General features: G+C 72.1%; 14 protein-coding genes. 7 read left to right on the forward strand and 7 right to left on the reverse strand.

Annotated features, from left to right (window positions below; genetic code table 11):
• Positions 1–33: 33 nt before the first annotated feature.
• Both ACIQFZ_RS29920 and ACIQFZ_RS29925 read left to right on the forward strand, forming a co-directional pair.
• A complete protein-coding gene (locus tag ACIQFZ_RS29920; RefSeq protein ID WP_361413838.1) occupies positions 34–603 on the forward strand; it encodes a TetR/AcrR family transcriptional regulator in 570 nt (189 codons plus the stop codon).
• A 1,445-nt stretch (positions 604–2,048) separates the two neighbouring features.
• Entirely contained in the window at positions 2,049–4,838 is a 2,790-nt protein-coding gene (locus ACIQFZ_RS29925) for a SpoIIE family protein phosphatase (RefSeq protein WP_402692651.1), read from the forward strand.
• Positions 4,839–4,969: 131 nt separating this feature from the next.
• On the opposite strand, the gene ACIQFZ_RS29930 is transcribed toward ACIQFZ_RS29925, so the two are convergent.
• The 3 genes from ACIQFZ_RS29930 to mdlC are packed head-to-tail and all read right to left on the reverse strand — an operon-like array spanning position 4,970 to position 9,336.
• Positions 4,970–6,220: an MFS transporter gene (locus ACIQFZ_RS29930; protein ID WP_376652920.1), complete on the reverse strand. Its 1,251-nt coding sequence runs from the start codon at positions 6,218–6,220 to the stop codon at positions 4,970–4,972.
• Positions 6,221–6,270: 50 nt separating this feature from the next.
• A complete protein-coding gene (locus tag ACIQFZ_RS29935; RefSeq protein ID WP_383061515.1) occupies positions 6,271–7,725 on the reverse strand; it encodes a benzaldehyde dehydrogenase in 1,455 nt (484 codons plus the stop codon).
• A gap of 30 nt (positions 7,726–7,755) precedes the next feature.
• Positions 7,756–9,336: a benzoylformate decarboxylase gene (mdlC, locus tag ACIQFZ_RS29940; RefSeq protein ID WP_383061513.1), complete on the reverse strand. Its 1,581-nt coding sequence runs from the start codon at positions 9,334–9,336 to the stop codon at positions 7,756–7,758.
• 94 nt (positions 9,337–9,430) lie between these two features.
• Here mdlC and ACIQFZ_RS29945 point away from each other — a divergent pair, with 94 nt between their 5' ends.
• The 3 genes from ACIQFZ_RS29945 (at position 9,431) to ACIQFZ_RS29955 (ending at position 12,597) form a co-directional block, all read left to right on the forward strand.
• The gene (locus tag ACIQFZ_RS29945) at positions 9,431–10,366 is read left to right on the forward strand and encodes a LysR family transcriptional regulator (protein WP_365428144.1); all 936 of its coding nucleotides are present in this window, start codon (positions 9,431–9,433) and stop codon (positions 10,364–10,366) included.
• Positions 10,367–10,564: 198 nt separating this feature from the next.
• Complete coding sequence (ctaD, locus tag ACIQFZ_RS29950; RefSeq protein WP_365775627.1) at positions 10,565–12,244, forward strand: cytochrome c oxidase subunit I; 1,680 nt, start codon at positions 10,565–10,567, stop codon at positions 12,242–12,244.
• A complete protein-coding gene (locus ACIQFZ_RS29955; RefSeq protein ID WP_365437217.1) occupies positions 12,241–12,597 on the forward strand; it encodes a cytochrome C oxidase subunit I in 357 nt (118 codons plus the stop codon). Before ctaD ends, ACIQFZ_RS29955 begins: the two co-directional genes overlap by 4 nt.
• Positions 12,598–12,714: 117 nt before the next feature.
• Here ACIQFZ_RS29955 and ACIQFZ_RS29960 read toward each other — a convergent pair whose 3' ends face one another.
• From ACIQFZ_RS29960 to ACIQFZ_RS29970, 3 genes are all read right to left on the reverse strand, one after another.
• Positions 12,715–12,909 carry an antitoxin gene (locus tag ACIQFZ_RS29960; RefSeq protein ID WP_365437215.1) on the reverse strand — a complete coding sequence of 65 codons (195 nt, stop codon included), beginning with the start codon at positions 12,907–12,909 and terminating at the stop codon, positions 12,715–12,717.
• A 105-nt stretch (positions 12,910–13,014) separates the two neighbouring features.
• On the reverse strand, positions 13,015–13,443 hold the full coding sequence (locus ACIQFZ_RS29965; protein ID WP_402692652.1) for a hypothetical protein: 429 nt from the start codon (positions 13,441–13,443) through the stop codon (positions 13,015–13,017).
• Between the two features lie 258 nt (positions 13,444–13,701).
• Positions 13,702–15,237 carry an MFS transporter gene (locus ACIQFZ_RS29970; protein ID WP_402692653.1) on the reverse strand — a complete coding sequence of 512 codons (1,536 nt, stop codon included), beginning with the start codon at positions 15,235–15,237 and terminating at the stop codon, positions 13,702–13,704.
• A gap of 227 nt (positions 15,238–15,464) precedes the next feature.
• Between ACIQFZ_RS29970 and pgm the strand changes: the two genes are divergently transcribed.
• On the forward strand, positions 15,465–17,105 hold the full coding sequence (pgm, locus tag ACIQFZ_RS29975; protein WP_402692654.1) for a phosphoglucomutase (alpha-D-glucose-1,6-bisphosphate-dependent): 1,641 nt from the start codon (positions 15,465–15,467) through the stop codon (positions 17,103–17,105).
• A gap of 124 nt (positions 17,106–17,229) precedes the next feature.
• Complete coding sequence (locus ACIQFZ_RS29980; protein ID WP_402692655.1) at positions 17,230–20,604, forward strand: pyruvate carboxylase; 3,375 nt, start codon at positions 17,230–17,232, stop codon at positions 20,602–20,604.
• Between the two features lie 494 nt (positions 20,605–21,098).
• On the opposite strand, the gene ACIQFZ_RS29985 is transcribed toward ACIQFZ_RS29980, so the two are convergent.
• Entirely contained in the window at positions 21,099–22,145 is a 1,047-nt protein-coding gene (locus tag ACIQFZ_RS29985) for a LysR family transcriptional regulator (protein WP_402692656.1), read from the reverse strand.
• Between the last annotated feature and the right edge of the window lie 95 nt (positions 22,146–22,240).

Below are 22,240 nucleotides of genomic sequence, written 5' to 3' on the forward strand. Positions count from 1 at the left end.
CAGGTTCTTGGAGGCTCGGGTGGGAGGAGCGGCATGGCGCGTGCGGGGTTGACCACGGAACGCCTGGTCAGGGCGGGGGCGGAGCTGGCGGACGAGGTCGGCTTCGAGCACGTGACCGTCTCGGCTCTCGCCCGGCGGTTCGACGTCAAGGCCGCGAGCCTGTACTCGCACCTGAAGAACTCCCAGGACCTCAAGACGCGGATCGCCCTGCTCGCCCTGGAGGAACTCGCGGACCGGGCCGCCGACGCGCTGGCCGGGCGGGCCGGCAAGGACGCCCTCGCCGCCTTCGCGAACGTCTACCGCGACTACGCCCGGGAACATCCCGGCCGCTACGCGGCGGCGCGGCTCCGGTTGGACCCGGAGACCGCCGCCGTGAGCGCCGGGGGCCGGCACGCGCAGATGACCCGCGCGATCCTGCGCGGCTACGACCTGGCCGAGCCGGACGAGACCCACGCCGTCCGGCTCCTGGGCAGCGTCTTCCACGGCTACGTCAGCCTGGAACTGGCCGGCGGCTTCGCCCACAGCGCCCCGGCCCCGCAGGAAACCTGGACCTGGATCCTCGACCGCCTCGACACGATGCTGCGCACCTGGCCGCCGAAGTGAGCGCCCCCGCCGCGACGCGCGCGGGCCACGTGCACGTGGGCGCCACGCACCCGGCGGCGAGCGGCACGCCTGCGGTGTTTCCGCGCTTGCGGCACGTGTCCGTCTGCGGGCCGCGTATGTCCGCGGGGCCTCCGCGTCGGTTGTGCGAGGTCACGGCTCGTGTGGGCCTGCGGCCCGCGCTGCCTGCCCGGTCCTGGGGTCGGGCCGTGTGCGGGTGGTGCGTGATTGACGGCGGGCCGTACACGTCTGCGGGCCGCGCACGCCCGCGGCGCCTCCGCGTCGGTTGAGTCGGGGCGCGGGCGGGGGGCGCGCGTTCGGCGGCGGGCCGCGCACGCTTGTGGCTCCCGCATGCCTGCGCGCCTCAACGTCCGTTGTGCGGGGATGTGGCTCGTGTGGGGCTGCGGCCCACGCTGTCTGCCCGGTCATGCAGTCCGTGGACCGCGTGCGGTGAGTCGGCCTGCGTGCGTACGCCTGCGGTGCTTCCCTGTCTGCGGCACGTGTCCGTCTGCGGGCCGTGTATGTCGGCGGGGCCTCCGCGTCGGTTGAGTCGGGTCGTGTGCGGGTGGTGCGCGTTCGGCGGCGGGCCGTGCAGGCTGTGGCTCCTGCATGACTGCGGTGCCTCTTGTCGTGTCGTGCGGGGTTGTGGTTCGTGGGGGGCTGCGCGCTGTACTGCCTGCCCGGTCGTGCGGTGCGGTGAGCCGGCCTGCCCCTGTATGCCTTCGGCGCCTCCACGTCGGCCCGGGCCGCCTGTCGGGCTATGGCGTCCGCAGGTCGCGTGCGGGTGGGTGCGCGTCTGGTGGCTACCGCGCGGGTGGAGCGTAAGCCCGCCCCGGTACGGCTGCGCCTCGCGCATGCCGATGCGCTTGCACGCGACCATGCGGGGCCGCGCCCCTGCCGACTGTCCGGTCATGGAGTTCGCGCGGGCCCCGTGCTGATGAACGTGCGCCTGCTGGTCGCTCCGCGCGCAGGTGCGGCGGGTGTAGGTCTGCACGTCCAGGGGGCGCGCGGCGGCCTGCCTGTGCGTGACGTCGCGTTCGGTGCTTGCTCGGGATGTCCCGAGTGCGGCCCCGCTGAGCCGGTGCTCCGGCGTCGGCCTCTGCGTCCGCCCCCGCCCCAGCGCGCCCCCTCACCGATGGTCTGCTGCGAGTCGACGCCGACCGTGTGGCCGGTGCCGTTCACGGCGCCGTCCGCCCGGCCGGTCGGCGAGGGGGGCGAGGTCGCTACGCTCCGTCGCCGCTCGCGGACGGTCCGCTCCCGCATGCCGAGGTCCACCGCCGCGTCGGCGACCGCCTCTCCGAATTCGTTCTCGCTGTCGTGGACAGCGCTTTCACCTGCCCCAACGCCTGAGATCCGCGGGTTCCCCGCACGGTTCGCGCAGGGGTCCCGCTGAACGATCAATCGTGGAAGTCGTGACGATGGGGGAGGGTGGATGTTACAAATGCCGGATGGCAGACCGTTTTACCCGTCTTCGACGCATATCGCTGCGCTCGCTGCTGGGAAAGAGCCCGCGAAGCGTCGCCGGACAGGTGTTCGTTCTGCAGGTGGCGCTGGTGGCGCTGCTTGTGGCTTTCGCCGTCTTCTCCCTCGTCCTTCAGTCGCAGCGCGACGTCAACGACGAGGCCAAGCGCCGTTCCGTGGCGGTGGCGCAGACCTTCGCGCACTCCCCGGGCGTCGTGAGCGCACTGCGGACGCCTGGCCCGTCGAAGGTGCTCCAGCCCCTCACGGAGGCGGCGCGCAGGTCCGCGGGGGTCGACTTCATCGTCGTCATGGACAGGAACGGCATCCGCTACACCCACCCCCTGCCCGACCGCATCGGCCACCGCTTCGTCGGCGCCATCGAGCCGTCGCTGGCCGGCAAGGTCTACACCGAGAGCGTCAACGGGCCGCTCGGCGACGAGGTACAGGCCACCGTTCCCATCAGGGACGGCGACCGCGTGGTGGCACTGGTCTCCGCCGGGCTCCAGGTCAAGCACGTGACCAGTCAGGTGCACCGGCAGATCCCGATCATCCTGGGCGCCGGCGCGGCCGCGCTCGGTCTGGCCACGGGCGTGACGGCGCTGGTCGGCAGGCGGCTGCGGCGGCAGACCCACAGCCTCGCCCCGGACGAGATGACCCGCATGTACGACCACCACGACGCGGTGCTGCACTCCGTACGCGAAGGAGTGCTCATCGTCGGTGACGACGGTCGGCTGCTGCTGGCGAACGACGAGGCCAAGCGGCTGCTGGAGCTGCCGTCGGACGCCGAGGGCAGGCAGGTGACGCAGTTCCCGGCGCTGGAACCCGAAACGGTAGAACTGCTGACCTCCGGCCGCATGGCCACCGACGAGGTGCACCTCGCCGGATCCCGTCTGCTGGCGGTCAACCAGCGGCCCACGCACAGCGACGGAGGCGGGCGGCGAACGGTGGTGACGCTCCGCGACTCCACCGAACTCCAGGCCATCTCCGGCCGTGCCCAGGTCGCCCGGGAACGGCTCGAACTGCTCTACGACGCCGGCCTGGGCATCGGCACCACCCTCGACGTGTCCCGCACCGCCGACGAACTCGCCCAGGTCGCCGTCCCCCGCTTCGCCGACTACGTCTCCGTGGACCTCGCCGAGGGCGTACTGCGGGGCGAGGAGCCCGCCGGCACCGCGACGGGCCTGCGCCGCATCGCCGTACGCGGTATCCAGGACGACGCGCCGCTCTACGAGAAGGGCCGGCTGATCGACTTCCTGCCGTCCACGCCCCAGGCCCGCAGCTACGACACCGGCCACGTGGAACTGGTGACGGACCTGTCGTCGGCGTACGGCTGGCAGGCGCAGGATCCGGAGCGCACCGAGGCGATCGTCGACTACGGCATCCACTCGCTGATCTCGGCCCCGATCCAGGCTCGCGGTGTCGTGCTGGGCATGGCCAACTTCTGGCGCTGCAAGGAGCGCGGCCCGTTCGACGAGGAGGAGCTGTCCCTGGCCGAGGAGCTGGTGGCCCGGGCCGCGGTCAGCATCGACAACGCCCGCCGCTACGCCCGCGAGCACGCGCTCGCGGTCACCCTCCAGCGCAGCCTGCTGCCGCGGGCCCTGCCCGAGCTGAGCGCGCTGGAGGTCGGCTACCGCTATCTGCCCGCCCAGTCGGGCGTGAGCGGTGACTGGTTCGACGTGATCCCGCTGCCCGGCGGGCGGGTCGCCCTGGTCGTCGGGGACGTGGTCGGGCACGGCCTGCACGCCGCCGCCACCATGGGACGGCTGCGGACCGCGGTGCACAACTTCTCCACGCTCGACCTGCCCCCCGACGAGCTGCTGAGCCACCTGGACGACCTCGTCGGCCGTATCGACCACGACGAGGCCTCCACCGGCGCCGCCGCGGCCGTCGTCGGAGCCACCTGCCTGTACGCGATCTACGATCCCGTGACGCGTCGCTGCGCCATGGCGCGTGCCGGTCATCTCGCGCCCGCGCTGGTCAGCCCGGACGGCAGCGTCACCTTCCCGGATCTGCCGCACGGGCCGCCGCTCGGCCTGGGCGGCATGCCGTTCCGGACGGCCGAGCTGGAGCTCCCCGAAGGCACCCAGCTCGCCCTGTACACCGACGGCCTCATCGAGGACCGCAGGCGAGACCTGGACGTCGGCATGGAACTGCTGCGCCAGGCCCTCGCGGGCCATCCCGGCCGCTCGCCGGAGCAGAGCTGCCAGGCAGTGCTGGACGCGATGCTGCCTGCGCGTCCCAAGGACGACGTCGCCCTGCTGATCGCCCGGACCCGGGCGCTGCCCTGCGACCGGGTCGCCGAGTGGGACGTGCCGCCCGACCCGGCCGCCGTCGCCCGGGTCCGCGTCGCGGCCGCCCGCACACTCGACGAGTGGGGCCTGTCCGAGCTCGGCTTCAGCATGGAACTCGTGCTGAGCGAACTGGTCACCAACGCCATCCGCTACGGCGGCGAGCCGATCCACGTCCGGCTGATCCGCGACCGCACGCTGATCTGCGAGGTCTCCGACGGCACCAGCACCTCCCCGCACCTGCGCTACGCCGCGACGACCGAGGAGGGCGGCCGCGGTCTGTTCCTGGTGTCGCAGATGACCGAGCACTGGGGCACCCGCTACTCCCCGCACGGGAAGGTGATCTGGGCGGAGTTCGCCCTGCCCGAGGGCGTCGAGAACCCGGGTACGACCGTGTCCGGGACGGTCGCGCACCCCGCCGACGGCTGGCCCGCCGCCCCACGGACACCAGTGCTCCCCGGCCAGCCGGCGGGCGACCGGGCCGGATGACAGGTGATCCCCGGCGCGCGGCGCACTGCGTAAGGCGCACGGGCGCGGTCGATCGGTCGGCCTCGAAGCGGTGACGGCGCGGGCCCGCCCGGTGGGCGGCCCCGCGCCGTCGCGAAGGGTGAACGGACGCGTCAGGCGGTGACCCCGGCGGCCTCCGGCTGCGGAGCGTGCCGCGGCAGGGTCAGCACGGCCAGGAAGCCGAGCACCGCGACCGCGGCGAAGAAGTAGAAGCCCCACGGGTGGCCGATGCCGGAGGCGACCAGGGCCCCGGTGATCGTCGGGCCGACGATCGAGCCGATCCGGCCGATGCCGGAGGCCGAACCGAGGGCGGTCCCGCGCACCGCGGCCGGGTAGAAGTGCGTCACGTAGGCGTAGACGAGCACCATGGCGGAGAAGACGAACACGCCGGTGAGGAAGACGACGACGTTGAGCAGGATGTCGCTGTTCATCTTGACGCTCAGGCAGCCGAGCATGACCACGGACACCGCGAACCAGCCGAGGATGGTCCCCTTGATGCCCCGCCGGTCGGCCACGAAGCCGCCGACGATCAGGCCGACGACACCGCCGACGTTGAGCACCAGGAGCTGGGTGACGGCCGTGGGGACGGGGTAGCCGGCGTCGTTCATCAGCTTGGGCAGCCAGGTGTTCAGGCCGTAGACCAGCAGCAGCCCCATGAACGAGGCGACCCAGATGCCGATGCCCGCGCGCAGGTAGGCCGGCTTGAGCAGCTCGGTGAACGGGACCCGCTGCGCCCCGGTCGCCTGCTTGGCCCGCATGAAGGCCTCCGACTCCGGCAGCCGGAACCACTGGATGCCGGCGACGACGAGGCCGGCCACGCCGAGGACGTAGAACAGGATCTGCCAGTTGTCGGTCACCTGGAGGGCCAGCAGGGAGGTGATCACGGCACCGGTGTGGTAGCCGGTCATGGTCAGGGTGCTGGCCCGGGCCCGCCGGCTGGCCGGCATGTGCTCGGCCATCATCGTGAGCGACACCGGCATGCAGGCGCCGAGGCCCAGACCGGCGATGAGCCGGAGGACGGCGAACATGGTCACGGAGCCGGCCAGCGGCACCACGATGGTGAACACCGAGAACACCACCACCGACGCGATGAGCAGCAGGCGGCGCCCCAGCCGGTCGGCCAGCGGGCCGACGCAGACGGCGCCGATCGCGACGCCGACGAGCGACAGCGTCGCGATCATGGTGGCGTCGCCCGCGGTCATGCCGAGGTGGCGGGTCTTGAGCAGGGTCGGGATGATGGCGCCGAGGACGACGAGGTCGTAGCCCTCCAGCATGACGGTGATCCAGCACAGGACCACGGTCCAGGTGCTGCGCCCGGCGGTGCCGGACTGCACGGTCGTCTGGGACGAGACGGCGGATGTCATCAGGACGTTCCCCCCTGGGGACGGGAGCGGACGGGCGGGGACGGACGAGGTCAGAACGGGTAGTCGGCGATGTCGGGCCGGACGGTGACCCACTGGGTCTCGGTGAAGGCCTCGACGTTGGCGGCGGCGCCCCCGAACCGGGATCCGGTGCCGGAGGCCTTGACCCCGCCGAAGGGGGCGTTGGGCTCGTCGCTGACGGTCTGCTCGTTGATGTGGACCTTGCCGGAGTCGATCCGGTCGGCGAGCTTCATCGCCGTCCCCACGTCGCCGAGGATCCCCACGGACAGCCCGTACTCGCAGTCGTTGACGATCCGCGCGGCCTCCTCCAGCGTCGAGAAGCCGATGACGGGCGCGACGGGCCCGAAGATCTCCTCGCGCCAGGCCGGCATGTCGGTCGTCAGGCCGCTCAGCACGGTGGCCCGGTAGCCCGCGCCGACGATCTCGCCGCCCGCGGCGAGGGTCGCGCCCGCGGCGACGCTGTCGGTGACGATGCCGTGCACCCGCTCGAGCTGGCGCCGGTCGATGATCGGCCCGAGCGCGACGTCCTCGCGGGCCGGGTCGCCGACCGGCAGGGCCGCGGCTTTCGCGGCGAGCGCCGCGGTGTAGTCCTCCAGCAGCGACTCGTGGACGATGTGGCGGCCGGTCGTCATGCAGATCTGGCCCTGGTGCAGATAGGAGCCGAACGCGCCGGCGGAGGCCGCCTTCGGCACGTCCGCCCCGGGCAGCACGACCAGCGCGTTGTTCCCGCCCAGCTCCAGGTGGGCCCGCTTGAGCAGGCGTCCGGCCTGCTCGCCGATCGCCCGCCCGACCGGGGTCGAGCCGGTGAAGGAGACCACCCGGACCTCGGGCGCCTCGACGACCGCCCGGCCGACCGAGCCGTCGCCCGGCAGCAGGTGCAGCACCCCGGCCGGCAGGCCCGCCTCCTCGAAGACGCGCGCGATGACGACACCACCGCTCACCGCGGTGCGCGGATCCGGCTTGAGCAGCACCGCGTTGCCCAGGGCGAGCGCCGGTGCCACCGAGCGCAGGCCCAGGATGAGCGGGAAGTTGAAGGGCGCGATGACACTGACGACACCGGCGGGGCGGCGGCGGGAGAGGGACCAGCGGGCGTCCTCGGAGGTGAGCACCTCGCCCTGCGGATGCGTCGGCAGGCCCGCGCACTCGAAGCACTCGCCCACGGCGAGCTGTGCCTCGAAGGCCGCCTTGGCCCGTACGGACCCGGCCTCGCGTACCAGCCAGTCCTCGATCTCGGCGGCGTGCTCGGCCAGCAACTCGCCCGCCCGGCGCAGTACGGTGGCCCGCCGCTGCGGGGAAGTCGTCGCCCAGTCGCGCTGCGCCTCGGCCGCGCGGGCGGACGCACGCCGTACGTCCTCGGCGGTGGCCAGGCCCGCCGTCGCGAGCTGTTCGCCGGTCGCGGGTTCGACGACCGGCTGCTCGCCGGAGGCGTCCCTCCAGCCGTCGCTGAAGAGCTTCTTGCCCCAGACGTCGCTGTCCAGGAGTGCCATCGCGTTTCCTCTCTTCTTTACAGGGGCGGATCAGGACGGGGTGGTGAGCGCGGTGTCCACCTGGAGCAGCCGCGGGTGGTCCGGGCGCTCGGCGAGGGCGGCCCGCAGCTCCTCGGCGTCGCCGACGTGCCGGGCCCGGACGCCGTATCCCTCGGCGATGCGGGTGAAGTCCAGGCCGGGGATGTCCAGGCCGGGGGCGTCCGGCACCCCCAGCAGGCCGCCGAACCAGCGCAGTGCCCCGTACGTGCCGTTGCGCAGCAGTACGACGGTCAGTGGGATGCGGTGCTGGGCGGCCGTCCACAGGGCGGTGATGCCGTAGTTGGCCGAGCCGTCCCCGATGACGCCGACCACCGGCCGGCCGCGCTGCCCCATGGCGACCCCGACCGCGCCGGGCAGCCCGAACCCGAGTCCGCCGGCCGCCGGGAAGTAGTAGGAGCCGGGCCGGCGCAGGTCCATCTGGCGCCACCAGGAGGCGTTCGTCGACGTCGACTCGACCACGTAGGCGGTGTCTTCGGACAGTTCGTCGCGCAGCGCGGCGAAGACCTGCTCGGGGTGCAGCCGGGAACCCTCGCCGGTGGGCGGCTCGGGCGCGGGCCGGAAGGCGCCGGCGGGTGCCTCGCGGCCGTCGAGCAGTTTCAGGAGCAGGCCGATGACGGCTCCGGGGTCGGCGACCAGCGCCTCGCCCATCGGCGCCCGCGCGGCGGCGGAGGCGTCCTCGGTCACCTGGATCAGCCGGGTGCCCTCGGGCAGGTACCGGCCGGGGAGGTGTTCGTGGTAGCGGAACACCGGCGCGCCGAGCACCAGGACCAGGTCGTGGCCCTCGAACGCCTCGCAGACCGGCGCGATCCCGGCGGGCAGTACCCCGCGGAAAAGGGGGTGCCGGTTGGGGAAGGGCAGCCGGAACTGTGAGGGGGCCGCCCACACCGGGCCGCCCAGGCGCTCGGCCAGCCGGACGGCGTCGTCGAACAGGCCGGCCGAGTCGATGTCCCCGCCCAGCACCAGCGCGGGCCGCCGGGCGGAGGCGACCTGCTCGGCCAGCCGGCGGCCCTGCTCCCCGTCGGGGACGGAAGCGCGGCCGACCCGACGGTCGAGGACCGCCAGGGCGTTGTCGCCGGCGTCGGCCGCCCAGTCGTCGTAGGGGACGGACAGGTACGTCGGGCGCCGCTGGAGCTGCGCCTCGAAGACGGCCTGCGCGAGGGCACGCGGCACGTCCTGGGCACACGCCGGCTCGGCCGCCCAGCCGACGAGCGGCCGCATCAGCGCCGGGGCGTCCACGTTGGACAGGTTGGCCTCCGGACCGACGGCGGAGCGCACCTGCTGGCCGGCGACGATCACGAGCGGGGTGCGGGAGGCCACGGCGTTCGTCAGCGCGCCCATCGCGTTCCCGGAGCCGGACGCCGCGTGCAGATTGACCAGGACGGACCGGCCGGTCGCCTGCGCGTACCCGTCGGCCATGCCGACGACGGCGCCCTCGTGCAGGCCCAGGACGTAGCGGAAGCCGGCGGGGAGTTCGGCGAGGAAGGGCAGCTCGTTGGAGCCGGGGTTGCCGAACACGGTGGTGAGGCCCTGGCGCTCCAGGAACTCGTGGGAGAGGCGGCGTACGGAAGGCACAGACGTTCCTTTCGGAGTGACGCACGCCACGCTAGGCAGGCGCCGACATGAGCACCAATAAATCTTTTACCTTCGCGATATAGAGTCCTTCGATATGAGGACCTTCGACCTCAACCTCGCCCGCGTCTTCGTGCTGCTGTACGAGACCGGCAGTGTCACGGTCACCGCCGACACGCTCCACGTCACCCAGCCCACCGTCAGCTACAGCCTGGGCAAGCTGCGCCGGCACTTCGGCGACGAGCTGTTCCGGCGCACCGGACGCGGACTGACGCCGACCGCCGGCGCCCGCCGGCTGTACGAGCCGTTGCAGCGGGCCCTGGCCGACATCGACAGCACGGTCCGCCAGGCCGACGTCTTCGATCCGGGGGCCATGTCCGGGCGGTTCACGCTGGCCCTGTCCGACCTGGGCGAGGTGACCCTGCTGCCGCGTCTGCTGGCCGCGGCCCGCGAGCGGGCGACCGGGGTGTCCTTCACCGTGCGGCCGCTGGACGTCGACGAGGCGGAGCACCAGCTCCGCCGCGGCGACCTCGACGCGTTCGTGGCCACCCCGGTGCTGACCTCCCACCGGACCGTGCGGATCCCGCTCTTCCACGAGCGCTACGTCGGCATGGTCGCCGCCGACCACCCGCGTGTGCGGGGCGAGTCGGTCACCCTGGCCGAGCTCGCGGCCGAATCCCACGCCACCGTCTTCGGCCCCAGCGGGCACGTCGTCCCGCGTGCCGTGCTCGCCGCGCACGGGCTGCTGGACCGGGTGGTGGTGGACGCCACCCGCTTCTCGATGCTGCCGTACCTGCTGGAGCAGACCGACCTGATCGCCATCGTCCCCGAGTACGTCGGCGAGGTCTTCGCCTCCTCCCACCAACTGCGCATGGTCCGGCTCCCGTTCGACACCGAGCCGATCGAGGTGGCGCTGTACGCCCGGCACGAGTCCTCGCGCAGCCCCTCCCAGCGGTGGCTGGTGCAGTTCATGTCCGAGGTCCTGGGGGAGCGGGTGAGTCCGGCCCAGCTGCCCCCGTCCGCCGCCCCGTAGGCCGCGTCGCGCACCGTACCCGCCATCGGCGTGAGGCGCGTAGGCCAACCGGGTGCAATGCGCCGGGTGTTACTCCGTCTCAGCGACGACTGCCTCCGCTTCGGAGGCGGCAGGCGGAAGGATGGAGGCCGGGCCCTGCGGGACACCGCGTGGACCTTCACGTATCCATCTCCTGAGAGAAAGCGTGTCACGGGCCGCATGACAGACGTCCAGCACACCACGCGGGAAACCGCCGCTCCCCGTCGTCACCTGCGGCCCGGTGCCGTGGTGGTGAAGTGGGCGACGACGACCGATCACAAGACGATCGGTTCGCTGTATCTGATCACTTCCTTCACGTTCTTCCTGATCGGCGGCATCATGGCGCTGCTGATGCGCGCCGAGCTGGCCCGCCCGGGCCTGCAGATCCTGACGAACGAACAGTTCAACCAGATGTTCACGATGCACGGCACGATCATGCTGCTGATGTTCGCGACGCCGCTGTTCGCCGGGTTCACGAACTGGATCATGCCGCTGCAGATCGGCGCCCCGGACGTGGCCTTCCCGCGGCTGAACATGTTCGCCTACTGGCTGTACCTGTTCGGCTCGCTGATCGCGGTGGCCGGCTTTCTCACCCCGCAGGGCGCCGCCGACTTCGGCTGGTTCGCCTACGCCCCGCTGAACGACATCATCCACACGCCGGGCCTGGGCGGGGACCTGTGGATCCTCGGCCTGGGCATGTCCGGCTTCGGCACCATCCTCGGCTCGGTCAACTTCATCACCACGATCGTCTGCATGCGCGCCCCGGGCATGACCATGTTCCGCATGCCGATCTTCACCTGGAACGTGCTGCTCACCAGCGTCCTGGTGCTGCTGGCCTTCCCGGTCCTGGCGGCCGCGCTGCTCAGCCTGGAGGTGGACCGCAAGTGGGGTGCCCACGTCTTCGAGGCGGCCAACGGCGGTTCGCTGCTGTGGCAGCACCTGTTCTGGTTCTTCGGGCATCCCGAGGTGTACATCATCGCGCTGCCGTTCTTCGGCATCGTCAGTGAGATCATCCCGGTCTTCGCCCGCAAGCCGATGTTCGGCTACATGGGCCTGATCGGCGCCACCATCTCGATCGCGGGCCTGTCGGTGACGGTGTGGGCGCACCACATGTTCGTCACCGGCGGTGTGCTGCTGCCGTTCTTCTCCTTCATGAGCTTCCTGATCGCGGTCCCGACCGGGGTGAAGTTCTTCAACTGGCTCGGCACCATGTGGAAGGGCTCCCTGAGTTTCGAGACACCGATGCTGTGGGCGACCGGCTTCCTGGTGACGTTCCTCTTCGGCGGTCTGACCGGTGTCCTGCTGGCCTCGCCGCCGCTGGACTTCCACGTCTCGGACTCGTACTTCGTGGTGGCCCACTTCCACTACGTCGTCTTCGGCACCGTGGTGTTCGCGATGTTCGCCGGCTTCCACTTCTGGTGGCCGAAGTGGACCGGCAAGATGCTCGACGAGCGCCTCGGGAAGATGACCTTCTGGACGCTGTTCGTCGGCTTCCACACCACGTTCCTGGTGCAGCACTGGCTGGGCGCGGAGGGCATGCCGCGCCGGTACGCCGACTACCTGGCGACCGACGGCTTCACCACGCTCAACGAGATCTCCAGCATCGGGTCGTTCCTGCTGGGTCTGTCGATGCTGCCGTTCTTCTACAACATCTGGAAGACGGCCAAGTACGGCCAGAAGGTCGAGACCGACGACCCCTGGGGCTACGGCCGCTCCCTGGAGTGGGCGACCTCCTGCCCGCCGCCGCGGCACAACTTCGTCACCCTGCCCGTGATCCGCAGCGAGTCCCCGGCCTTCGACCTGCACCACCCGGAGGTCTCGGTCACGGACAAGCGGGAGAACCTGGGCCTGCCCGGATGACCGACGCGGCGAAACGCCCGGACGGGCCCGCCGGACTGGTCGAGCAGGTCGAGGGCTATCTGCTGTGGCAGGCCCGCGTCGTCGAGGCGGAGGAGCGGGCCCGTTCCTTCACCGAGCCCATGCAGTGGCTGACCACGGCGCAGCGCGAGGAGATCGAGGAGCACTACGTCTCCGACTGCCTGCTGCGGGCCCGGGCGGACCTCCAGCGGGTCGCCGAGCGGTGCCGGTCGCTGCGCGGCGAGTACGAGGAGCGCTACCGCCAGTTGCGGGCACGGTGCTTCGCGTTCGTCCTCACCGCCCTCGCGGTGCTCGCCGGGGCCGCGGTCCTGGCCATGGCCCTCGTGCGGCCCTGAGAGCACGGATCCGTCCCGCCGGGCCTGTGCCCAACCGACTCGGGCCGCCCTCCTCGCGGGGGCGGCCCGAACTCGTTGAGCCGGCCCACCGGGCAGGCGGTCGTGATCACGGGAGCGTCACTGCGGCGGCTGGTCCTGGCCCGGGTCCGGCCGGCCGAGCTGCTCCTTGAGCTTGTCCTGACCGGTGTCGACCTGGCTCCGGTACTTTCCCTGGGTCCGCTCGTCGACGTAGTCACCGGCTTTGTCGATGCCCTTGCCGGCCTGCTCCTCGTGACCTTTCAGCAGTCCCTTGAGCTTGTCCAGCATGCTCATCGCATACTCCTTAACGCCGTGGTTCCTCTCAGGATGGCCGACGGCGACAGGGACTGCATCCGCAACCGGAAGGCGGGGATCACCTGCGGAAACCCCGGCTTCGGGTCAGCGTGCGCACAGGTTCTCGGCCGGTGGCACGCCGTCGAGCAGCCGGCGGCCGTCCCGCTCGGTGATGTGCCAGGCCGTGCACACGGAGTCGCCCTGCGCGGAGCGCAGCAGCAGGAAGTCGTGGCCGCCGCGGTGCTCCACCCGGGCCTGCAGCCGGGGGGCGTGCTCTCCCAGCCGGTCCAGGTAGTCGGCGGCGTAGTCGTCGGAGACGGTGTCCTCGTCGAACAGGGTCTGGAAGCCGTCCGCGTCCCGGTCGGCGGTGGCCTTCTGGACCCTGTCGGCCAGCGCGGTCACGTTCGTCGCGCCGGGCGGGGCTTCCGTCGCGATCGAATAGCACACAAAGCCCAGCCAGGTGCCGAGACCGACGATCAGCGCGATCACCGCGAGACGCGACTTGCTCGAACGCTTCGGGCGACCTTCCGGCACTGCTCTTCCTCCCGACATGCCCTGTGTAGGGGACCACTCTCCCATGGCGGAGGTCCGGGGTGAGCACGAGGCCTTGGCATGGACGGGTCCCTAGGCCCTGTCGTCACATTCCCGCCTGCCCCGCGACGCCTGCCCTCGCCACACCGGGCGAAAGCCCAAGTACGTCCAGTACGAGGACTTCCGCCCGGCACGCCGAGAGCACGCACCGGACGCCGCGGAGCCGCCCTTCGGGCGACGACGGGAATGTGACGACAGGACCTAGGCCCCGGACGTGTTCCGGGCGGCTTGGTACAGGGCCTGCGTGGTGGTGAGCAGTTCGCGCCGCTCCCGCGCGGAACCCACCATCGGCCGGGAGCCGCTGAGCGGCACCTGCGCGCGCTCCGGCAGGAACCTCACGGTCACCAGGCCGATCACGCCGGCCAGCATGAGGTAGAAGGCGGGCATCATGTCGTTGCCCGTGACGTCGATCAGGGCCGCGGTCACCAGCGGGGTGGTGCCGCCGAAAGCGGCCACGGCGAAGTTGAAGCCGATGCCCATGGCCGCGTAGCGCACCGCGGTCGGGAAGAGCGCGGGCAGGGTGGCGGCGCTCGGCGCGGCGAAGCAGGCCAGCAGGGTGGACAGGATCAGTACGCCGCAGACCGGCGCCCAGGTGCCCTCCGCCTTGATCAGCAGGAACGAGGGGACGGCGAGGACGATCATCGCGGCGGCCGCGACCCCGTAGACCGGGCGACGCCCGACGTGGTCGCTGAGCCGGCCGATGAAGGTGATCAGCAGCACGATCCACACCATGCCCAGCAGCACCAGCAGGTCGGCGGAGCTGCTGGAGCGGTGCAGGGTCTCGGTCTGGTAGGTGGGCAAGTAGCCGGTGATCATGTAGTTGGTGACGTTGTAGAGCAGCACCAGGCCCATGCAGATCAGCAGGGCGCCCCAGTGGTCCTTGACGATGGCCCGCAGCTCGCTGCCCGCCGACTTCTGGGCCAGGCTCCGCTCGTGCTCGTCCAGTTGCTGCTGGAAGGCGGGAGACTCCTCCAGCCGGAGCCGCATGTACAGGCCGATCACGCCGAGGGGACCGGCGATCAGGAACGGGACCCGCCAGCCCCAGGAGATCATCTGGGCGTCGGTGAGGAGCAGGTTCAGCCCGGTGACCAGGGCGGAGCCCAGCGCGTAGCCGACGAAGGTGCCGAAGTCGAGCCAGCTGGAGAGGAAGCCGCGGCGGCGGTCGGGGGAGTACTCGGCGACGAAGGTGGTGGCGCCGCCGTACTCGCCGCCGGTGGAGAAGCCCTGGACCATGCGGGCGAGCAGCAGAAGGACCGGGGCGGCGATGCCGATGGTTCCGTAGCCGGGGATCAGCCCGATGGCGAACGTGCCCACCGCCATCATGATCATCGTGGTGGCGAGCACCTTCTGCCGGCCGATGCGGTCCCCGAGCGGACCGAACACCAGGCCGCCCAGCGGCCGCACGACGAACGCCGCTGCGAAGGTCGCGAAGGAGGAGATCACCTGGGCGCCCGGCGAGGCACCGGGGAAGAAGACCTTCCCGATGGTGGCGGCGAGGTAGCTGTAGACGCCGAAGTCGAACCACTCCATGCAGTTGCCCAGGGCGGAGGCGCCGACCGCGCGCCTGAGCAGTGGCGGCTCGACGATCTGCACGTCCTCCTCGCGCAGCGCGCGCTTGGCGCGCCGCAGCCGGCGGGTCAGCTCCTGGCGGACCTGCCGCGGCAGCCGCACGGCGGCCTCCCGCGGCCCGGGCGGGCCGGAGGAACCGGCCTGCCCGTCGGGTGTCACGTTCACCACCGCGTCACCTTGCCCTTTTGTGCGTATATAAGAGGTATTGGCATTCTGCGGAGAATCGGCTCCGGGTGCGTGTGGGAGCGGCTGCCCCGAACGGCGTTCTTCACGCTTGCGGCCACCGGCCCGTGACCCGGGACCGGCGCGAGCCCGAGTCGCGTCCCGCGCACGGGGGAAGATGACATCGCGAGCGGACAGCGGACGCACGAGCGACGCGGAGGAGCGTGGGTGCCATGCAGCACGAGCGAGCGGGCAAGCCGGCCGGACCCGAGGACCTGATCGACGTCGCCCGGCTGGTGACGGCGTACTACACGCTGCACCCCGACCCGGCCGAGGCGGGACAGCGCGTGGCGTTCGGAACCTCCGGGCACCGCGGATCGTCACTGGCGACCGCGTTCAACGAGGACCACATCGCCGCGACCAGCCAGGCCATCTGCGAGTACCGCGCACGGCAGGGCACCGACGGCCCCCTCTTCCTGGGCGCGGACACGCACGCCCTCTCCGAGCCCGCGCGGATCACCGCGCTGGAGGTCTTCGCCGCCAACGACGTCACCGTCCTCATCGACACGGCGGACGGCTACACCCCCACCCCGGCCGTCTCCCACGCGATCCTGACGCACAACCGCTCCCGCACCACGGGCCCCGCCGACGGTGTCGTCGTGACCCCGTCGCACAACCCGCCCGGCGACGGCGGCTTCAAGTACAACCCGCCCAGCGGCGGCCCGGCGGGCTCGGAGGCGACCTCCTGGATCCAGGACCGGGCCAACGAGATCATCGCGGACGGCCTCAAGGACGTACGGCGCGTCCCGTACACGCGCGCGCTGGCCGCGCCCGGCACCGGCCGCCACGACTTCCTCGGCGCCTACGCCACCGATCTGCCGAGCGTGCTCGACCTCGACGCGATCCGGGACGCCGGCGTGCGGATCGGCGCCGACCCGCTGGGCGGAGCCTCCGTCGCCTACTGGGGCCGCATCGCCGAGCAGCACCGCCTCGACCTGACCGTCGTCAATCCGCTCACCGACCCCACCTGGCGCTTCATGACGCTGGACTGGGACGGCAAGATCCGTATGGACTGCTCCTCGCCGTACGCGATGGCCTCGCTCATCGGGCAGCGCGACCGCTTCCGGATCGCCACGGGCAACGACGCCGACGCCGACCGGCACGGCATCGTCACCCCGGACGCCGGGCTGATGAACCCCAACCACTACCTCGCCGTGGCCATCTCCTATCTCTACGCCCACCGCACCCGGTGGCCCGGCGAGGCGGGCGTGGGCAAGACACTGGTCTCCTCCGGCATGATCGACCGGGTCGCCGACGACCTCGGCCGCCGGCTGGTCGAAGTGCCCGTGGGCTTCAAGTGGTTCGTGGACGGGCTGATCGACTCCTCGCTCGGCTTCGGCGGCGAGGAGTCCGCCGGAGCGTCGTTCCTGCGCCGGGACGGCTCGGTGTGGACCACCGACAAGGACGGCATCGTCCTGGCCCTGCTCGCCTCCGAGATCACCGCCGTCACCGACCGGACGCCGTCCCAGCACTACGCGGAACTCACCGCCCGCTTCGGCGAACCCGCCTACGCCCGCGTCGACGCGCCGGCCTCCCGCGAGGAGAAAGCCCGCCTGGCCAAGCTGTCCCCGGCCCAGGTCACCGCCGACACCCTCGCCGGGGAGCCGGTCACCGCCGTCCTCACCGAAGCGCCCGGCAACGGCGCGCCCATCGGCGGCATCAAGGTGACCACCGAGAACGCCTGGTTCGCGGCCCGCCCCTCGGGCACCGAGGACGTCTACAAGATCTACGCCGAGTCGTTCCGCGGCCCCGACCACCTCTCCCAGGTCCAGGAGGAGGCCGAACGCGTCGTCCACGCGGCACTCGGCGGGTGACGACGGCACCACGACAGCGGCGGGAGCGCGGGAGACAATCGGGATGAGTGGCCCGGCTCACATGGCATGACGAGGGCATGCCCGACACCATGGTCCTTTCACCGGCAGGCCGAAGGGATAGAGCATGTTCCGCAAGGTGCTGGTCGCCAACCGCGGCGAGATCGCGATCCGCGCGTTCCGCGCCGGCTACGAACTGGGCGCGCGAACCGTGGCCGTCTTCCCGTACGAGGACCGCAATTCGCTGCACCGGCTGAAAGCCGACGAGGCCTACCAGATCGGCCAGCCGGGGCACCCGGTCCGCGCCTACCTCTCCGTCGAGGAGATCGTCCGCGCGGCACGCCGGGCGGGCGCGGATGCCGTCTACCCCGGCTACGGGTTCCTGTCCGAGAATCCCGAACTCGCCCGCGCCTGCCAGGAGTCGGGCATCACCTTCGTCGGACCGGACGCCGGCACGCTGGAACTGACGGGCAACAAGGCGCGCGCGGTGGCGGCCGCCCGCGCCGCCGGAGTGCCGGTGCTCGGTTCCTCCGCGCCCTCCACCGACGTCGACGAACTGGTCCGCGCCGCCGAGGACATCGGCTTCCCCCTGTTCGTCAAGGCGGTCGCCGGCGGGGGAGGGCGCGGCATGCGCCGGGTGGAGGACCCCGCCGCGCTGCGCGAGTCCATCGAGGCGGCCTCCCGGGAAGCGGCGTCCGCGTTCGGCGACTCCACCGTCTTCCTGGAGAAGGCAGTCGTCGACCCCCGCCACATCGAGGTGCAGATCCTCGCCGACGGCCAGGGCGACGTCATCCACCTGTTCGAGCGTGACTGCTCGGTCCAGCGCCGCCACCAGAAGGTCATCGAGCTCGCCCCTGCGCCGAACCTGGACCCCGCGCTGCGCGAGCGCATCTGCGCCGACGCGGTCCGCTTCGCCCGGGAGATCGGCTACCGCAACGCGGGCACCGTGGAGTTCCTGCTCGACCGCGACGGCAACCACGTCTTCATCGAGATGAACCCGCGCATCCAGGTCGAGCACACGGTGACCGAGGAGGTCACCGACGTCGACCTGGTCCAGGCCCAGCTCCGTATCGCCGCCGGCGAGACCCTGGCCGACCTCGGGCTCTCCCAGGACACCATCACCCTGCGCGGCGCCGCCCTGCAGTGCCGGATCACCACCGAGGACCCGGCCAACGGCTTCCGCCCGGACACCGGCCGCATCAGCGCCTACCGCTCCCCGGGCGGCTCCGGCATCCGCCTCGACGGGGGAACCACCCACGCGGGTACCGAGATCAGCGCGCACTTCGACTCGATGCTCGTCAAACTCACCTGCCGCGGACGGGACTTCAAGGCCGCGATCGGCCGGGCCCGGCGCGCCGTGGCCGAGTTCCGCATCCGCGGGGTCGCGACGAACATCCCGTTCCTCCAGGCCGTACTGGACGACCCCGACTTCCAGGCCGGGCGGGTCACGACGTCGTTCATCGAACAGCGCCCGCACCTGCTGACCGCGCGCTCCTCCGCCGACCGCGGCACCAAGCTGCTCACCTACCTCGCCGACGTCACCGTGAACAAGCCTCACGGCGAACGGCCCGAGGTGATCGACCCCGTCACCAAACTGCCGCCGCTGCCCGCGGGCGAGCCGCCCGCCGGCTCCCGGCAGAAGCTCGTCGAACTCGGCCCGGACGGCTTCGCCCGCCTCCTGCGCGAGTCGCCGACCATCGGCGTCACCGACACCACTTTCCGCGACGCGCACCAGTCGCTGCTCGCCACCCGGGTGCGCACCAAGGACCTCCTCGCCGCCGCCCCGGTCGTGGCGCGGACCCTGCCCCAGCTGCTGTCCCTGGAGTGCTGGGGCGGCGCCACCTACGACGTCGCCTTGCGCTTCCTCGCCGAGGACCCCTGGGAGCGCCTGGCCGCCCTGCGCGAGGCGGTGCCCAACATCTGCCTCCAGATGCTGCTGCGCGGCCGCAACACCGTGGGCTACACCCCGTACCCGACCGAGGTGACCGACGCCTTCGTCCAGGAGGCCGCCGCCACCGGCATCGACATCTTCCGCGTCTTCGACGCCCTGAACGACGTCGGCCAGATGAGGCCGGCCATCGACGCCGTACGCGAGACCGGGACGGCGGTCGCCGAGGTCGCCCTGTGCTACACGGGGGACCTGTCCGACCCCTCCGAGCGCCTGTACACCCTGGACTACTACCTGCGTCTGGCCGAGCAGATCGTGGCCGCCGGAGCGCACGTCCTGGCCGTGAAGGACATGGCCGGGCTGCTGCGGGCGCCCGCAGCAGCCCGGCTCGTCTCGGCGCTGCGCCGCGAGTTCGACCTGCCGGTCCACCTGCACACCCACGACACCGCCGGCGGTCAGCTCGCCACCTACCTCGCCGCCGTCCAGGCGGGCGCCGACGCCGTGGACGGTGCCGTCGCCTCCATGGCCGGCACCACCTCCCAGCCGTCGCTGTCGGCGATCGTCGCCGCCACCGACCACTCCGACCGGCCCACCGGCCTGGACCTGAAGGCGGTCGGCGACCTGGAGCCGTACTGGGAGAGCGTCCGCAAGATCTACGCTCCGTTCGAGGCGGGACTGGCCTCGCCGACCGGCCGCGTCTACCACCATGAGATCCCCGGAGGTCAGCTCTCCAACCTGCGCACCCAGGCGGTCGCGCTCGGCCTCGGCGACCGCTTCGAGGACATCGAGGCGATGTACGCCGCCGCCGACCGCATCCTGGGCCGCCTGGTCAAGGTCACCCCCTCGTCCAAGGTGGTCGGCGACCTCGCCCTGCACCTGGTCGGCGCCGGTGTGGCGCCGGAGGACTTCGAGGCGGCACCGGACCGGTTCGACATCCCCGACTCCGTGATCGGCTTCCTGCGCGGTGAGCTGGGCACCCCGCCCGGCGGCTGGCCGGAGCCGTTCCGCACCAAGGCGCTGAGCGGCCGCGCGGACGCCAGGCCCGTCACCGAACTCACCGCCGAGGACCACGCCGGCCTGGAGAAGTCCCGCCGCGCCACGCTCAACCGGCTGCTCTTCCCCGGTCCGACACGGGACTTCGAGGCCCACCGCCAGGCCTACGGCGACACCAGCGTGCTGGACAGCAAGGACTTCTTCTACGGGCTCCGCCCCGCCGACGAGTACGCCGTCGACCTCGAGCCCGGCGTACGGCTCCTCATCGAACTCCAGGCCATCGGCGAGGCGGACGAACGCGGTATGCGCACCGTGATGTCCACGCTGAACGGCCAACTGCGCCCGATCCAGGTGCGCGACGCCGCAGCGGCCTCCGACATTCCCGTGACCGAGAAGGCCGACCGGGCCAACCCCGGCCATGTGGCGGCACCGTTCGCCGGTGTGGTGACCCTCGAGGTGGCCGAGGGCGACGAGGTGGCGGCCGGTGCGACCGTCGCCACCATCGAGGCGATGAAGATGGAGGCCGCCATCACGGCCCCCAGGGCGGGCCGGGTGACCAGGCTGGCCATCAACCGCATCCAGCAGGTGGAGGGCGGCGACCTGCTCGTCGAGGTGGGCTGATCCGACCCGCCGCGGCAGGCGTGGCACGGCGCACCACCGGCCCTACCGGTGGTGCGCCGTCCGGTTCCCGCGCCCCGACCCCGGGCGGACGGCCGCCGACCGGAGCTGAGCGGTGTCGGGCGTGGGTGGCTGCGCGCCGTGTGCCTGGATCGGCGCTGGGCGGTGGGTGGCGTGGGTGGTTGTGCGCCGGGACCGGCACCTTGTCGGTGTTGGCCGGGGTCGGATGAGCGCCGTGCGCCTGGACGGGCACTGGGTGGTGGTCGGCGTGGGCGGCGTGCGTGGCTGTGCGCCGGGCGTCCGGACCGACGCTGGGCGGCGTCGAGCGCGGATGGCTGAGCACCGTGAGCCTGGACCGGCACTGGGTGGCTGAGTAGCGGGCGTCCGGGCCGGCACCTTGTCGGCGTCGCGCTGGTGGTTGAGCCCTGCGTGTCCGGACCGTGCGCCCGGGCCGCGCGTCCAGGTCGGTGAGCGCCCGTTCGTCGTGCCGGGATTGTCTACGGGCCGACCGTTACCGGTCGTCTGCGTCGGAGGGTGTCCGTGTGGGCGTCCGTGCGGGATGGCTGCGCGACGCGGGCGGACTGGGGGCGTGGCGTGCCGTGCGGGTGAGCGGTGGTGCCGGAACGGGCCAGCCACTCCTGATAGGCCGGCGCCTGATGGGCCGCCTCCCAGTAGGCCTCCTCCAACTCACTGTAGACATGGTCGAGTTCGACCTCGGTGCGGGCTGCGAGCAGGAGCCGTACCCCTATCGGGTCACCCTCCAGCGGCCGGATGGCGAGTTCGGCGCGCGGGCGCGCGGTGGGCTGACTGACCGTCACCACCTCGCCGGTGGCGGCCAGGGAGTACGCGGTGAGGTAGTCGCCGTGCAGCATGTCGGCGTCGAGCCCCGCCTCGCGCAGCACGCGGCACAGGGCGTCCCATTCCCCGTCCACCGTGGAGTCCACCATCCAGCGGTCGCCCGCCAGGTCGGCGAGCCGCACCTCGGGCAGCGCGGCGGCCGGATGGTCGGCGGCGAGGGAGACGAACTGCGGTTCGCGCTCGACCAGTACGCGCAGACAGAGCCCGGGCGGGATGCGCAGCGGGCTGCCCTCGACCTCGTGCACGAAGGCCATGTCCAGCCGCCCCGCGGCGACCAGGCGCAGCAGGCAGTTCGCGGAGGCGTCCATCTGGAGGGTGGGTTCGGTCCGCGGCACGCGGGTGCGCAGCCGGCGTAGCCAGCCCGGCAGGGCCCGGCTCGCGGTGGCGCCGATACGCAGCCGTGTTCCGCCGGCGGCCCGGGCCGCGGCCGCCCGCGCCTCGGTGACGATGGCGGCGAGTTCGGCGACGAGGGGTCTGGCCCGGCTCAGTACCGCGTGTCCCAGCGGTGTGGGGCGGCAGCCCGCACGGGTGCGCAGGAAGAGCTGGCCGCCGAGCGCGTGCTCGATGCGGCGCAGCTGGGTGCTCAACGAAGGCTGCGCCATGCCGAGTTGCCGAGCCGCCTGGTGCAGACTGCCGTAGTCGGCGATGGCGCACAGCACACGCAGGTGCCTCACCTCGAGCTCCATGGGAGGGAGCGTAGGGGCGCGTGTGACGCCGCACCAGACGTTCAAATCCCAACGGAACCAGCGGAATCGTACGAGTCGGCCCCGATAGCTCGGCG

This window comes from Streptomyces sp. NPDC093064 (genome assembly GCF_044754605.1).
Classification (GTDB): domain Bacteria; phylum Actinomycetota; class Actinomycetes; order Streptomycetales; family Streptomycetaceae; genus Streptomyces.